This window comes from Streptomyces sp. NPDC045431 (assembly GCF_040646655.1).
Lineage (GTDB): Bacteria > Actinomycetota > Actinomycetes > Streptomycetales > Streptomycetaceae > Streptomyces.
Genome location: NZ_JBEZAQ010000020.1, coordinates 85,408 through 100,354 on the forward strand (window position 1 = coordinate 85,408; position 14,947 = coordinate 100,354).

The 14,947-nt window shown below is 72.4% G+C and carries 10 protein-coding genes and 2 pseudogenes; 6 read left to right on the forward strand and 6 right to left on the reverse strand.

Annotation, left to right across the window (positions count from 1 at the left end; all coding sequences use genetic code 11):
• The first annotated feature begins 1 nt into the window (after window position 1).
• Together AB0A69_RS29390 and nuoN are read left to right on the forward strand one after the other, a co-directional pair.
• A complete protein-coding gene (locus AB0A69_RS29390) occupies window positions 2-1,573 on the forward strand; it encodes an NADH-quinone oxidoreductase subunit M (RefSeq protein WP_361428320.1) in 1,572 nt (523 codons plus the stop codon).
• On the forward strand, window positions 1,570-3,234 hold the full coding sequence (nuoN, locus tag AB0A69_RS29395; RefSeq protein WP_361428322.1) for an NADH-quinone oxidoreductase subunit NuoN: 1,665 nt from the start codon (window positions 1,570-1,572) through the stop codon (window positions 3,232-3,234). The genes AB0A69_RS29390 and nuoN overlap by 4 nt, the downstream gene beginning before the upstream one ends.
• A 79-nt stretch (window positions 3,235-3,313) precedes the next feature.
• On the opposite strand, the gene AB0A69_RS29400 is transcribed toward nuoN, so the two are convergent.
• Window positions 3,314-3,874 carry a hypothetical protein gene (locus AB0A69_RS29400; RefSeq protein WP_361428324.1) on the reverse strand — a complete coding sequence of 187 codons (561 nt, stop codon included), beginning with the start codon at window positions 3,872-3,874 and terminating at the stop codon, window positions 3,314-3,316.
• Window positions 3,875-4,010: 136 nt separating this feature from the next.
• Here AB0A69_RS29400 and AB0A69_RS29405 point away from each other — a divergent pair, with 136 nt between their 5' ends.
• On the forward strand, window positions 4,011-5,123 hold the full coding sequence (locus tag AB0A69_RS29405) for an AraC family transcriptional regulator (RefSeq protein ID WP_361428326.1): 1,113 nt from the start codon (window positions 4,011-4,013) through the stop codon (window positions 5,121-5,123).
• Window positions 5,124-5,168: 45 nt separating this feature from the next.
• Window positions 5,169-5,804, forward strand: a pseudogene (locus tag AB0A69_RS29410) (dioxygenase); the annotation flags it as partial.
• Between the two features lie 99 nt (window positions 5,805-5,903).
• Here the strand turns inward: AB0A69_RS29410 and fahA are convergent.
• Both fahA and AB0A69_RS29420 read right to left on the reverse strand, forming a co-directional pair.
• The gene (gene fahA / locus AB0A69_RS29415; protein ID WP_361428328.1) at window positions 5,904-7,142 is read right to left on the reverse strand and encodes a fumarylacetoacetase; all 1,239 of its coding nucleotides are present in this window, start codon (window positions 7,140-7,142) and stop codon (window positions 5,904-5,906) included.
• Between the two features lie 58 nt (window positions 7,143-7,200).
• On the reverse strand, window positions 7,201-9,171 hold the full coding sequence (locus AB0A69_RS29420; protein WP_361428330.1) for a CocE/NonD family hydrolase: 1,971 nt from the start codon (window positions 9,169-9,171) through the stop codon (window positions 7,201-7,203).
• Window positions 9,172-9,354: 183 nt separating this feature from the next.
• Here AB0A69_RS29420 and AB0A69_RS29425 point away from each other — a divergent pair, with 183 nt between their 5' ends.
• Window positions 9,355-10,365 carry a polyprenyl synthetase family protein gene (locus tag AB0A69_RS29425; protein WP_361428332.1) on the forward strand — a complete coding sequence of 337 codons (1,011 nt, stop codon included), beginning with the start codon at window positions 9,355-9,357 and terminating at the stop codon, window positions 10,363-10,365.
• A gap of 135 nt (window positions 10,366-10,500) precedes the next feature.
• Window positions 10,501-11,697 (forward strand): sigma-E factor regulatory protein RseB domain-containing protein, encoded by a 1,197-nt coding sequence (locus AB0A69_RS29430; RefSeq protein ID WP_361428334.1) that lies wholly within the window; start codon window positions 10,501-10,503, stop codon window positions 11,695-11,697.
• A 64-nt stretch (window positions 11,698-11,761) separates the two neighbouring features.
• Here AB0A69_RS29430 and AB0A69_RS29435 read toward each other — a convergent pair whose 3' ends face one another.
• The 3 genes and pseudogenes from AB0A69_RS29435 to AB0A69_RS29445 all read right to left on the reverse strand — a co-directional run.
• A complete protein-coding gene (locus AB0A69_RS29435; protein WP_361428336.1) occupies window positions 11,762-13,090 on the reverse strand; it encodes a M28 family peptidase in 1,329 nt (442 codons plus the stop codon).
• A 425-nt stretch (window positions 13,091-13,515) separates the two neighbouring features.
• Window positions 13,516-14,535: an EamA family transporter RarD gene (gene rarD, locus AB0A69_RS29440; protein WP_361428338.1), complete on the reverse strand. Its 1,020-nt coding sequence runs from the start codon at window positions 14,533-14,535 to the stop codon at window positions 13,516-13,518.
• Window positions 14,536-14,774: 239 nt separating this feature from the next.
• Window positions 14,775-14,947, reverse strand: a pseudogene (locus tag AB0A69_RS29445) (2-oxoacid:ferredoxin oxidoreductase subunit beta); the annotation flags it as partial.

A 14,947-nucleotide genomic window follows, 5' to 3' on the forward strand; every position in this document is an offset into this window, starting at 1 on the left:
GATGTCCTTTCCCCTCCTGACGGTGACGGCGGCCGTGCCGGCCGTCGGCGCGATCCTCACCGCCGCAGTCCCCGCCGCGCGCCGCACGGCCGCCAAGTGGCTGGCGCTGCTCGTCTCGCTCGCCACGCTCGTGCTCGCCGCGTACGTCGCGGTCCGCTTCGAGCCCGGCGGCGACCGCTACCAGCTCACCGAGTCGCACACCTGGATCAAGGACTTCGGGGTGCGGTACGAACTGGGCGTGGACGGCATCGGGGTGGCGCTCATCGCGCTCACCGCGCTGCTGATCCCGTTCATCATCCTCGCCGGCTGGCACGACGCCGACCCCCTGGAGACCCAGTCCAAGCGGTGGCGGCCGACTCAGGGCTTCTTCGCCCTGATCCTGGCCGTCGAGGCGATGGTGATCCTCTCCTTCGAGGCCACCGACGTCTTCCTCTTCTACATCCTCTTCGAAGCCATGCTCATCCCGATGTACTTCCTCATCGGCGGCTTCGGGGACCGGGCCCACGCGGGCAGCGACGAGAACGCCGCCGCCCAGCGGTCGTACGCCGCGGTGAAGTTCCTGCTCTACAACCTGGTCGGCGGGCTCATCATGCTCGCCGCCGTCATCGGGCTGTACGTCGTCGCCGGGAACTTCTCCCTCACGGAGATCGCCGAGGCCAGGGCGAGCGGCGAGCTGGAGATGGCGGCCACCACCGAGCGGCTGCTGTTCCTGGGCTTCTTCTTCGCCTTCGCGGTGAAGGCGCCGCTGTGGCCGCTGCACACCTGGCTGCCCAACGCCATGGGGGAGGCCACCGCCCCGGTCGCCGTGCTCATCACGGCGGTCGTGGACAAGGTCGGCACCTTCGCGATGCTCCGCTTCTGCCTCCAGCTCTTCCCGGAGGCCTCGAAGTGGGCCACGCCCGCGATCATCGTGCTGGCGCTGGTCAGCATCGTGTACGGGGCGCTGCTGGCCGTCGGCCAGCGGGACATCAAGCGCCTGGTCGCGTACGCGTCGATCTCCCACTTCGGCTTCATCATCATGGGCATCTTCGCCATGACGAGCCAGGGCCAGTCCGGCGCGACGCTCTACATGGTCAACCACGGGATCTCGACGGCCGCGCTGATGCTGGTGGCCGGGTTCCTCATCTCGCGGCGCGGCTCGCGGCTCATCGCCGACTACGGGGGGGTGCAGAAGGTCGCGCCGGTGCTCGCCGGGACGTTCCTGATCGGCGGTCTGGCGACTCTGTCGCTGCCCGGCCTCGCCCCGTTCGTCTCCGAATTCCTCGTTCTGGTGGGCACGTTCGCCCGCTATCCGGTCGCGGGCGTCATCGCGACCTTCGGCATCGTGCTCGCCGCGCTCTACACGCTGGTGCTCTACCAGCGGACGATGACCGGCCCGGTGAAGGAGGAGGTGCGGGCCATGCCCGACCTCAAGGCCCGTGAGCTGGTGGTGGTCGCGCCGCTGATCGCGCTGCTGCTGCTCCTCGGGGTCTACCCGAAGCCGGTGACCGAGATCGTCGATCCGGCGGTGCGGCACACCATGTCGGACGTACAGCAGAAGGACCCGGCACCCGAAGTGGAGGCGGCCAAGTGAACGCAGCAGCCGCAGAGGCTGTCCACAGCCTGTGGACGACGGCGGCCGAGCCGGCAGCCGTCGACAAGATCGGGGCGCCGACCATCGAGTACACCCAGCTGGCACCCACACTGATCGTGGTGGGCGCCGCCGTGCTGGGCATCCTCCTGGAGGCGTTCGTCCCGCGCCGGGCCCGCTACTACGCGCAGGTCTTCCTGACCGTCGTCGCGCTGGCCGCCGCTTTCGCGGCGGTGGTCGGCCTGGCGGCCGGCGGCTACGGCTCCACCAAGGCGGGCATCGCCGCGATGGGCGCCATCGCGGTCGACGGGCCCGCGCTCTTCCTGCAGGGCACCATCCTGCTGGCCTCGCTCGTCGCGGTGTTCACCTTCGCCGAGCGCCGGCTCGACCCCGCCCACCACGGGCACAGGGTCGACTCGTTCGCGGCCGAGGCCGCCGCCGTACCCGGCGGAGAGCACGAGAAGGCCGCCGTCAAGGCCGGGCACACGACCACCGAGGTCTTCCCGCTGATGCTCTTCGCGGTCGGCGGCATGCTCGTCTTCCCGGCGGCCAACGACCTGCTGACGCTCTTCATCGCGCTGGAGGTCTTCTCCCTCCCGCTGTACCTGCTCTGCGCCGTCGCCCGCCGCAAGCGGCTGATGTCGCAGGAGGCGGCGGTGAAGTACTTCCTGCTCGGCGCCTTCTCGTCGGCCTTCCTGCTGTTCGGCGTCGCGCTGCTGTACGGGTACGCGGGCTCGGTCTCGTACGCCCGTATCGCCGACGTCGTCGACGGCTCGGTCACGGCCGTCACCCCGGCGCTCGCCGACACCATGGGCAACGACGTCCTGCTGCTCATCGGCACCGCGATGCTGCTGATGGGGCTGCTGTTCAAGGTCGGCGCGGTGCCGTTCCACATGTGGACGCCGGACGTCTACCAGGGCGCGCCGACGCCGGTCACCGGCTTCATGGCCGCCGCGACGAAGGTGGCCGCGTTCGGCGCCCTGCTGCGCGTGCTGTACGTGGTGCTGCCGGGGCTCACCTGGGACTGGCGGCCGGTCATGTGGGGCGTCGCCATCGTCACCATGCTGGCCGGCGCGGTCATCGCCATCACCCAGACCGACATCAAGCGGCTGCTGGCCTACTCGTCCATCGCGCACGCCGGGTTCATCCTGGCGGGTGTCATCGCGGCCACCCCCGACGGCGTCTCCTCGGTGCTGTTCTACCTGGGGGCGTACTCCTTCGTGACGATCGGCGCCTTCGCCGTCGTCACCCTGGTGCGCGACGCGGGCGGCGAGGCGACGCACCTGTCGAAGTGGGCGGGGCTCGGGCGGCGTTCGCCACTCGTGGCGGCGGTCTTCGCGGTGTTCCTGCTGGCCTTCGCGGGAATCCCGCTGACGTCGGGCTTCACCGGCAAGTTCGCCGTCTTCAAGGCGGCGGCGGAAGGCGGCGCCGGGGCGCTGGTGGTCGTCGGCGTGATCTCGTCGGCCATCGCCGCGTTCTTCTACATCCGGGTCATCGTGCTGATGTTCTTCAGCGAACCGAAGCCGGAGGGGCCGACGGTGGCCGTGCCGTCGCCGCTGACGATGACGGCCATCGCCGTGGGCGTCGCCGTCACGCTGGTGCTGGGTGTCGCGCCGCAATACTTCCTCGACCTGGCCGGACAGGCGGGGGTCTTCGTCCGCTGAGCGCGGAGACGACGCGTACGTCGGCGGGGTGCCCGGTCACGGGCACCCCGCCGACGCGCGTCACGGGGGTGCGGCAGGATCAGGACTGCTGCTCGGGGCACTTCACCAGGGGGTTCCACTCGGCGAACAACCCGTTCGGGTTCGGCTTGTGCAGCCAGGCGTGCAGGTCGTAGTGGATCGGCATGTCGGGCGTGTGGCCGGGCATCGGGCCCAGGAAGGGCACGCCGCCGAACATCTCCGGACGGTCCTCGTCGGTGTTGAGGTCCTGGTCCTCGTCGACCACCAGGTACTCCACCGCGACCAGCTTCCGCTTGCCGTCCTTCTCCTCGTACAGCAGCGCGGCGGGCCGGGTGGGGTCGGTCGAGCCGATGTGGTCTTCCTTGACGTAGTGGTAGCCCATGCCGCCCTCTTCGGAGGAGGCACACACGGGTTCCGGTACGTAGCCGTCCCTGAGGGCGAGGGACTCGTCGCGGTACTTCTTCGTCGCCTGGTACGCCCGTACGACGTCGGGGTGGAGCCGGTCGTCCCCGCCGCCGGCCGTGGGGGCCGTCGGGGCCGCGGGGGCGGCGGGGGCAGCGCCCAGCGAGAGCGCGGCGACGGCGGCGAGACCGAGGGCGGATATCAGGGGGCGGGGACGCATGACTGCTCCAGGAGTGTGAAGGGGTGGGGCGACTGCCGTGACCAGCCTTGGTGGAGTCGCGCCAGGCCGCATCCGGGTAGCCGTTGGGCTAAGGCCGGTTGAGGGCCCATTCCGCCGCGGCGGGGAGCGTGCCATCGTGGAGACCGCGATTGGTCTGGACCTGATGAAGCGCGAGCGGAGGGAGTGGACGATGCGCGGGACCACGGTGCTGCCCGCCTTACCGGCGTCACCCGCGGCGGGGACCGGTGCGGGGACTGCGGCGGGCGCCGGTGCAGGCACTGCTGCGGAGACCGGTGCGGGGGCTGCGGCGGGGGCGCTGCCCCTGCACCGCCTGGACGTGCCGATGCCCAATGTGATGCCGTTCGCCATCGGCACCTTCGACACGATCGGACCGATGTCCCGGGCGTCCTTCCCGCACCGGCACACCTTCTACGAGATCGTGCACGTCACCGCCGGGACCGGCGCCCACGTCGTCGACCTCGCCCGCTGGGAGCTGCGCCCGCCGCACCTGTGCGTCATCACGCCGGGCCAGGTGCACCACTGGCAGGACGTGACCGGCCTGGCCGGCTCCGTCATCCTGTTCACCGAGCACTTCCTGCTCGACCACCCCGGCGACCGGGACCTCCTGCGACGCCTGAGCGAGCGCCCCTGGCTGACGCTGGGCGACCACGCCCACGCCTGGACGTCCCGCCTGGTGGCCGACCTCGACGACGAGTACCGCCGGGGCGCCGACGGCTTCGAGACCGTGCTGCGGGCGCTGCTCCACGTCCTCGTCGTACGGGCCGCCCGGCTGGACGGCCCGGCGGCCGGAGCCGCGCCCGAGGCGCTGATGCGCGGCGTCGGCGAAGCGTCCCAGGCGCCCGTCTCGGACCGCGCCCGAGCGGTGGCCGGGGAGTTCACGCGGCTCATCGCGGGCGCCACCGACCCGGACCTGTGGTCGGTGCACGCCTGCGCCCGCCGCATCGGGGTGACCTCCGGCTACCTCGCGGAGGCCGTCAAGGCCGCCACGGGCCGCACCCCCGGGCAACTCCTCCGCGAGGCCCGTACGCACGAGGCCAAGCGGCTGCTGGCCCGTACGGACCTGACGGTACGTCAGGTGGCGCTGCGCGTCGGCATGGCGGACCCGGCGTACTTCTGCCGCTTCTTCCGGCGCGAGACGGGCGTGAGTCCGGGCGACTTCCGGCGCGGCGGCGATATTCACCACGACCACCGGATCGAGTCCATCGCCCCGCCCGGGGGGCCCGCATAAGTTCGGTGCCGATCCCCCGACCGCCCCCCACGAGGAGGAGCAGGCATGGCAGAGATCCCCGGGCGCCCCAGCCGCAAAGCGGTGCTGCGCGCCGCGGTCACCGCCGGAATCGCCGCACCCGCGGCGCTGATGGGCGTACCGGCCCTGGCCCGCACCCTGACGGCCTCCGCCGACCCGGCGGCCGCCCTCGAACCGACACCCTCCTGCGACGACGGCGACGACCCGACCCCGCCGCAGATGGAGGGCCCGTACTTCAAGCCCAACTCCCCGCGCCGCACGTCCCTGGTGGGACCGACCACCCCCGGCGTACGCCTCAGCCTCACCGGGTACGTCTTCGGCCTGTCCTGCCGGCCCCTCGGCGGCGTCCTGCTGGACTTCTGGCAGGCCGACGTCAACGGCGCGTACGACAACGCCGGTTTCCGCTTCCGGGGTCACCAGTTCACCAACGCGCAGGGCGCGTTCACGCTCACCACCATCGTGCCGGGCCTCTACCCGGGCCGGACCCGGCACCTCCACGTCAAGGTGCAGGCGCCCGGGCGCCCCGTGCTCACCACGCAGCTGTACTTCCCGGGCGAGCCACGCAACAACACCGACCCGCTCTTCGACCCGCGCCTGCTCATGACGGTGCGCGGCACCGGGGGCTCGCGCGAGGCGGCGTTCGACTTCGTACTGAACGTGCCCTAGCGGTACGGAGGTGCGTACGCGGGTGCGTGCGTAGGTGCACCCGGCCCGTTGTCCGGTCCTGCCTGCCTGCCACAGGCAGGACCGGGCACGGTGTGCCTAGCGGGCGGGGGCGATCCGGCCCGTCACCTCGCCCAGTGCGACCTTCACCCCGTCCGGGCCGGGCGCCCACGCGGTGAGCGTGACCTCGTCGCCGTCTTCCAGGAACGTGCGCTTGCCGGTGGACAGTTCGATCGGCTCCTGGCCGTTCCAGGTGAGCTCCAGCAGCGAGCCGCGCTGGTGGACCTCGGGGCCGCTGACCGTGCCGGAGCCGTACAGGTCGCCCGTACGGAGCGAGGCGCCGTTCACGGTCATGTGGGCCAGCTGCTGGGCGGCCGTCCAGTACATCGTGGCGAACGGCGGCTCGGCGACGACCTCCCCGTTGATCCGCACCGTGATGTGCAGCTCGAAGCCGCCCGGCTCCTCCTCCGCGCTGTCGTCCAGGTACGGCAGGACCGGGAAGTCCCGCGCGGGCGGCGCGACGCGGGCGGCGTCCAGCGCCTCCAGCGGCGTGACCCAGGCGGACACGGAGGTGGCGAAGGACTTGCCGAGGAAGGGGCCCAGCGGCACGTACTCCCACGCCTGGATGTCGCGCGCCGACCAGTCGTTGAGGAGCGTCAGCCCGAAGACGTGGTCGCGGAAGTCGCCGAGCGCAACCGGCTCGCCCAGCCCGGACGGCGTACCGACGAGGAAGCCGACCTCGGCCTCGATGTCCAGCTTCACGGACGGCCCGAAGACCGGCGCCGGATCGGCGGGCGCCTTGCGCTGGCCGGAGGGCCGCGTGATCTCGGTGCCGGAGACCACGACCGTGCCCGAGCGGCCGTGGTAACCGATCGGCAGGTGCTTCCAGTTGGGCGTGAGCGGCTCGCCGTCCGGGCGGAACATCCGGCCCACGTTGGTGGCGTGGTGCTCGGAGGCGTAGAAGTCGACGTAGTCCGCGACCTCGTACGGCAGGTGGAGCGTGACGTCGGCCAGGGGGTGCAGCAGGGGCTCGACGTCCGTGCGGTGGGCCGGCACGGTGACCCAGGCGGTCAGGGCCCGGCGGACATCGCGCCAGGCGGTGCGGCCCGCGGCCAGCAGCGGGTTCAGGCTGGGCTGCGCGAGCAGCGCCGCGTACGGCGAGCCCAGCGCCAGGGCCGCCGCGCCCGCGTCCAGGACGTGGTCGCCGATGCGGACGCCGAGCCGGCGGCGGGCGGGCTCGTCGGCGGTGCTGAAGACGCCGTACGGGAGGTTGTGCGGGCCGAAGGGGTCGCCTTCGGCCAGGTCGAGCGGGCTGTGCTGCTCGGACTGCTCGGGCATCGGTGCTTGCCTCGCTTTCCACGTGTGTGGGGGACACGTTACGACGGTGCCGCGGTGATCATCCGGCCGTAGGGCCCTTGCGTCCGACCCAGGTGCGGTGGAAGAGGACTTCCGGGCCCTGGGCGCAGACGACCTCGTCGGTGGTGACGACGTGGCCGGCCTCGTAGGCGGTCTCGGAGCGGGTGTCGACGGTGACGTTCCACAGCTGGTCCGGGTCCGGGCGGTGGAAGCGGAACGTCCGCTCGGCGCGGCTGCGGGCGGAGAGCGGGTCGCCGTCGGTGACGGTGTACGTCTCCACGGCGTACTCGCCGAATTCGAGGCCGTCGGGGTGGACGCGCGTACCTCCACCGCCGGAGCCGGCGCCGTCACCGCAGGGGGCGTTCGCCTCCAGGCGCCACTCGCCCCGGGCGACGTCCCGGACGAGCAGCAGCGCGGGGCGCTGCGCGTCGTCGAGGGTGGCGGGGTGGCGGACGCCGAGCTGCTCGGCCTGTTCCGGCGGTTCGAAGGCCACGCCGTCGTCGCTCGTGGGCGTGCGCAGGGGGAGTTCGAGAGCGCTGTCGGCCGGGTCGAGCGTGAAGCCCCCGGCCTCCGGGTGCGGCCGGACCCAGGGCCAGTACGCGGACGAGACCGCGAGCCGTACGCGGTGCCCGGGCGCGAAGGCGTGGGCGGTGGAGCCCAGGTCGAAGACGCACTCACCGCCCGGCCCGGTGGCGGAGGCGCCGCGCGCGACGAGGGTGGAAGCGCCGCCGGGCGCCACGTCGCAGAGCCGGGCGATCACCTGCGCGCGCTCGGCGGGGGCGTGGGGGCGCACGGCCAGGGTGACCCGGGGGCTGCCGAGGACCTCGACCGGTGAGCCGTCCTCCGGTACGGGGAAGTCGAAGCAGGCCGAGCAGGCGTCGTCGGCGCGCTGGTCGGGCGGCAGGTCGGCGTCACCACCGCGGGGAACCAGCCGTCCGGCGTCCAGGCCGGTGTGGAGCGGCGAGCGGACGACGACGGGCGGGCCCTGCAGTGCGTACGCGACCGGTGTGACCCGCGGCGACGGCCAGGCGTCGTCGCCCGCCCAGCGGCCCGGCAGCTCGGGCGGCGCGGTCGCGGGCGGGTGGGAGGAGCTGATCCAGGAGCGCAGGAGCGGCGCGGCCATGACGTCGTTGGCGGCGCCCTTGAGGTGGTGGTCCCACCAGCGCAGGGTCTCCTGGAGGAAGCCGATCGCCGGCCCGGGCGGCAGGCCCTGGTCCGGGTACTGGAGCGGCCAGGGCCCCAGGATGCCGCGTACCCGGTCGCGTGGCAGGCGCTCCACGAGCCGCAGCACGGTGTCGCGGTGCGGGGCGTGCCGGCCGCCGACGGCGAGGACGGGCACGGCGATGGCCTCCGGCTCGTACGGCGGGAGCGCGGGCTCGCCGGCCGGGTCCAGCGCCTCCAGGCGGGCCAGCCACATCTCGCGCCACAGGTCGCCGACGTAGTGCGGGTCCGGCGGGCAGGCGGCGCGGGCGAGCCGGGCGCCGTGACCGTGGTCGTACCGGGTGCTCTGCGGGGCGTCGTCCTCGGCGCAGACGGCGACCACCGCGCCGAGCGGGCCGGACGCCGGGGGGGCGGCGGGTGAGGGAAGCGCGGCGGCGGGGAGCACGGCGGGGGAGGGGAGCGCGGCGAGGCGGAGGGCGATGGTCGCGCCGGGGCCGATGCCGATCATGCCGACGCGGCCGCTGCACCACGGCCGGTCCGCGAGCCAGTCGAGGACCTCGGCCGCGTCCGCGAGGTCCTGCGTGAGCTTCGGCACGCCCTCGCTGTTGCCGTACCCGCGCGCGTCCACCCGTACCGAGGCGTAGCCGTGGCCCGCGTACCAAGGGTGGCGCTGCGCGTCGCGGGCGGCGGTCGCGTCGGTCAGCCGGTCCGGCGCGTACTCCAGCAGCGCGGGCACCGGTTCGTCCGTCAGGGGGCGCCAGATCCGGCCGTACAGGCGGGTGCTGTCCGGCAGCGCGATCCGGACGTCCTCGTGGGTCGTCTCGTACGGGAAGGAGGTGCGGAAGCGCATGGAGAGGCCTCACGGAGTTCCGAAAAAAGCGCATATTGGCTGGCAAATCTACCCATCCCGAACATACCGGGGGTGGCGGGAAGGCGCCCATGGTGATCGAAAGGCGACCGGATACGCTGACTTGAGTGAATCCAGCGACACATCGACAATCCGTGTGATCGTCAGCAGACAGGAGATCTCCTCGTGACCGCAGTCGGGCCGTTCGGGCTGAGCGTGCGGGACCAGGCTCTTGAAGCCGATGTCCAGACCGGATTGGCGGCGGTCGAGGCCGGGCTCCTCGATGCCTGCAAGAGCGACGTGCCGTTCATCACGGAGGCCGCCCAGCACCTGGTACGGGCCGGGGGCAAGCGCTTCCGTCCGCTGCTCGTGATGCTCGCCGCGCAGTTCGGCGACCCGTACGCCCCCGGGGTCGTCCCCTCGGCCGTCGTGGTCGAGCTCACGCACCTGGCGACGCTGTACCACGACGACGTCATGGACGAGGCCGACGTGCGGCGCGGGGTGCCCAGCGCCAACGCCCGCTGGGGCAACTCGGTCGCCGTCCTCACGGGTGACTTTCTCTTCGCGCGCGCCTCACACATCCTGGCGGATCTCGGGCCGGAAGCCGTACGCATCCAGGCGGAGGCCTTCGAACGCCTGGTCACCGGACAGATCCTGGAGACGGCCGGCCCGGGCGACGGGCGCGACCCCGTCGAGCACTACCTCGACGTCATCGCCGGCAAGACCGGCTCGCTGATCGCCGTCTCGGGCCGCTTCGGCGCGATGATGTCGGGCGCCGACGAGCGGGTCGTCGACATCCTCACGCAGTACGGCGAGCGCCTCGGCGTCGCCTTCCAGCTCGCCGACGACCTGCTGGACATCGCCTCCGACTCCCACGAGTCCGGCAAGACGCCCGGCACGGACCTGCGCGAGGGCATCGCCACGCTGCCGGTGCTGCACCTGCGCGCGATGGCGGCGGCCTCCGGCAAGGCGGCGGACCACGAGCTGGTGGCGCTGCTGGACAGCGACCTCACGGACGACGAGCGGCACGCGGAGGCCCTGCGCCGGCTGCGCGTCCACCCGGCGCTGGAGCTCGCGCGCCGGGACACCATCCGGTACGCGCAGGAGGCGCGGGCGCTGCTGGCGCCGCTGCCCGACTGCACCGCGAAGGCGGCGCTCGAGGAGCTGTGCGACCTGGTGGTGCACCGGGCAGGCTAGGGCCTGTGCGCGGGGCTCTCAGGGTCCGGGTCATCCTTCAGCAGTACGGAAGTTGAGCCCGGGGGCTGACGCCTCCGGGGCGCCGCCTTGGTCAGATGGATCCAGATGGATCGCTGACCACGGAGGTAGGCACACATGGCACCGAACGACAGCGCACCGAACGAGAGCGCGGGGCGCCGGACCATGGCGCGGTACGCCGTTCCGGTCGCGGTGGCGGGGGTGGCGGCGGCGACGATCGGGCTCGTCCCGGCGCTCGCGGCGGCCGGGGACCCCGAACTGCCGGAGATCACGGCACAGCAGCTGGTGGAGAAGATCGCCGCCTCGGACGTACAGCGCCTGTCCGGCACGGTGAAGGTCACCGCCGACCTGGGGCTTCCGTCGCTCGGCGCCCTGGGAGGCGCCGGCGCTGACGAGAGCGGGAAGCTCATGGAGCTCGCCTCGGGCACGCACACCCTGAGGGTGGCGGCCGACGGCCCGGACAAGCAGCGGCTGACCTTCGTGGACGACGCCGCCGAGTACAGCCTGATACGCAACGGGAAGGACGTCTGGGCCTACGACGGCGCGTCGAAGGAGGCCGTCCACTCCTCGGAGGCCGGGCAGGGCTCCGGCACGGCTCCCGACCACGAGGTGCCGGCCACCCCCAAGGACCTCGCCGACCAGGCGCTGAAGGCCGTCGACGACACGACCTCGGTGACGGTCGACGGCACCTCCCGGATCGCCGGGCGCGACGCGTACCAGCTGCTCATCAAGCCGAAGCAGAGCGACGCCGGCTCGACGATCGGCTCGATCAGGGTGGCGGTGGACGCGGAGAAGGGCGTGCCGCTGAAGTTCACGCTCACGCCGAGCGACGGCGGCAAGGCCGCCATCGACGTCGGCTTCACGAAGGTCGACTTCGGTACGCCGGCGGCCTCGACGTTCGCGCTCCCGCAGGGCGCGAAGGTGACGGAGGCGCCGCAGGAGGCGCAGGATCCGGCGGGGGAGAAGCTGCCCGAGGAACTCGCGAAGGAATTCGAGGGCCTCGCGGACCTCGAGGGCGGTCTCAAGGTCATCGGTGAGGGCTGGACGACCGTCGCCTCACTGAACGCCCCGGGCGGCGAGGCGGCCGCGGACGGCAAGGCGGCCGCGGACGGCGAGAAGGCACCGGCGGAGAAGGTGCCGGCGGAGGCGGGTGCCTTCCTGGACGCCCTGGGCGACAAGGTCTCGGGCAAGTTCGGCACCGGCACGGTCTTCAAGACCCGGCTGGTGAACGCCCTGCTGACGGACGACGGCCGGCTGTACGCGGGCGCCGTCACCCCGGAGAAGCTTCTCTCCGTGGCCAACGCCGAGAAGTAGCCGCGCGCGCGTCGGGGCCGTACGTGGCTGGCGGGTCCGCCGCCCACGTACGGCCCCTTCGGCGTCAGAACGTGAGCCGGAAGGCGTTGATGTACCCGGTGTCCTGGGCCGCCACGTCCTGCGCCCGCAGCTTCCAGGCGCCGTTCGCGGCCTCGCTTGACGCGTCGACGGTGTACGTCGTCTGGATGTTGTCCGCCGAGTCCGAGGAGCTGGAGTTCTTCAGGCGGTACGCCGTGCCGTCCGGGGCGACGAGGTCGAGCACCACGTCCCCGCGCCAGGTGTGGACGACGTCGACGCCGACGCGCAGCGCGGCCGGGGCGTTGCCGGTGCGGCCGGAGACGGTGACCGTCGAGGTCACGGCCGGGCCGTTGTCCGGGATGGCGACGTCGGCGGTGTTCTCGTACGTGTCACCGGTCGGCGGCGGCGTCGTCCCGGCCGACAGCGTCCACACGGCGTGCGCCAGCGCGTCGCTGTTCCGGTCGAGCGCCGTGTCGTTGATGTTCGCCGTGGTGTCGCAGGACGAGTGGTAGCAGCGGTCGAAGGCCTGACCGGCGGTGCCGCCCCACTTCTGCGCCTGCGCGCTCGTCTTCGTACGGCTCGCGCCGGTGAACAGCCCGCCGACCGGGATGCCGACGTTCTTGAAGGCGGCGTGGTCGGAGCGGCCGTCGCCCTCGGTCTCGATCTCGGTGGGCACGCCGAGCCCGGCGAAGTAGTCCTTGAAGGTCTTCTCGATCGTCGGGTCGTCGTCGTAGACGAAGTAGCCGGGGTTCGGCGACCCGATCATGTCGAAGTTGAGGTAGCCCGCGATCTTGGCGCGCTCGGTGCTCGGCATGTTGTTGACGTGGTACTTCGAACCGACGAGGCCCAGTTCCTCCGCGCCCCACCAGGCGAAGCGCAGGTGCTTCGCGGGCTTGTACTGGGCGCGGGAGACGGCGAGCGCGGCCTCCAGGACGGCCGCGGAACCGGAGGCGTTGTCGTTGATGCCGGCGCCGGAGGAGACGGAGTCGAGGTGGGCGCCGGCCATCAGGACCTGGTTGGCGTCGCCGCCGGGCCAGTCGGCGATGAGGTTGTAGCCGGTGGTGCCGTTGTACGTGAACTGCTGGACGGTGGTGGTGAACCCGGCGGCGTCCAGCTTGCCCTTGACGTAGTCGATCGACGCCTTGTAGCCGGGGCGGCCGTGGGCGCGGTTGCCGCCGTTGGCGGTGGCTATGGACTGGAACTGGGCGAGGTGCGCCTTGACGTTGGCGACGGGTATGTCGGGCGCGGCGGCAGCCGCAGCGGCCGTCGGCGGGGCGGAGGTGGCGGGGGCGGAGGTGGCGGGGGCCGCCGTGGCTATCAGCCCGGCGACGGCGAGTGCCGCGGCGGACGCGGCGGTTCCTCTGGAGAGCTTCATGTGGGGGCTCCGGGATTCCGTACGGGGATGGAACGGAACGTGCGAGACGCCCCGCGGCCGTGGTGGCGCGGGGCGTAGGAGCTTCTGGTGCGGCGTGCGTGCTGAATGTTCAGCGAGACGTTGACTCGACGTCAAGAGCGTGTTCCGGACACAGGTGTTCGGTGACCGGACGCTCCACGTCGCCCTCGGTTACGGGGCGGTTCCGCCGGTCGCCCCACGTGCCGCTCGCCCCTCGCCCCGAGACACCTCGACGCGGCCCGGCACCGCCCGCTATGCCGCACGCCTCGTCCGGATGCCGGACACCGGCCGAATCCCGCTAGGGGGTGGGCTTTTGGTCCTGCCGCGCGGGGCACGGGGGCGTCAGCCCCCACCTGGCGGGGAGCCGGGGTGGAGCCCTCGGTCGGGAAGGGGCGGGGTGGGGGAACTCAGAGCCGCGGCGCCCTGTCCTCCGGCACCCGCGCCGCCGCTGCCTCCTCCGGCCGGGCTGCGGCCGCCGCCTCCACGGCATTCTCCGCAGCCTTCGCCTTCGCCAGGCGCAGCGCCTCCGCCCGTGTACGCCGCGATGTCCGCAGCGCGTCCCACGTCAGGACCGTCAGCGCCAGCCACACCAGCGAGAAGCCCGCCCACCGCTCGGGCGGCATCGCCTCGTGGAAGTACACGACCCCCAGCAGGAACTGGAACACCGGCGCCAGGTACTGCAGCAGCCCCAGCGTCGACAGCGGTACCCGTATCGCCGCCGCACCGAAGCAGACCAGCGGCGCGGCGGTCACCACGCCCGTCGCGGCGAGCAGCGCCGCGTGTCCCGCGCCCTCCGCCCCGAAGGTGAGCGTGCCCTGGGAGCCGAGCCAGACCAGGTACGCCATCGCCGGCAGGAACTGGATCGCCGTCTCCGCGGCCAGCGACTCCAGGCCGCCGATGTTGACCTTCTTCTTCACCAGGCCGTACACGGCGAACGAGAAGGCGAGCGTCAGTGAGATCCACGGCGGCCGCCCGTACCCGAACGTCAGGACCACCACCGCCGCGAAGCCGGTGCCGACCGCCGCCCACTGGGCCGGCCGCAGCCGCTCCTTGAGCAGCAGGACGCCCATGGCGATCGTGACGAGCGGGTTGATGAAGTAACCGAGGGAGGCCTCCACCACATGGCCCGAGTTCACGGACCAGATGTACAGGCCCCAGTTGACGGTGATCACGGCCGCGGCGACCGCGATCAGGCCGAGCTTCCGCGGCTGCCGCAGCAGCTCGCGCATCCAGCCCCAGCGGCGCAGGGCGAGCAGGGCGATGCCGACGACGGCGAGCGACCACACCATCCGGTGGGCCAGGATCTCGATGGCGCCCGAGGGCTTCAGCAGGGGCCAGAAGAGGGGGACCAGGCCCCACATGCCGTAGGCCGCGATCCCGTAGAAGAGTCCCGCCCGCTGATCGCCGCCACCGCTTTTCGCCGCCACTGATCGCCTCCTGTCCCGACCGCCCCTGCCCTGCCACGCCCTGGCCTGGCCTGCTGAAGAAAGGTAGCGCCGGGCGGGCCGCCCTGTCATGTCCGTACCGCGATACGGTCATGACGTACGGGTGGGTGCCGCAGCGGGGCAGGCCCGTACGCGGGCACGGAAAAGGGGCGCCCTCGGGAGGACGCCCCTTTCTAAGTGCACGGCGACGGCCGTGCCTGGCTGTCTCTATCCGACGACCGTCATCCGACGACCGTCCAGGTGTCGCCGCCGGTCAGGAGTGCGGCGAGGTCGCCCTTGCCCTTGTGTTCGATGGCGGTGTCGAGTTGGTCGGCCATTTGTGTGTCGTAGACGGGGCGGTCGACGCTGCGGAAGACGCCGATGGGGGTGTGGTGGAGGGTGTCGGGGTCGGCGA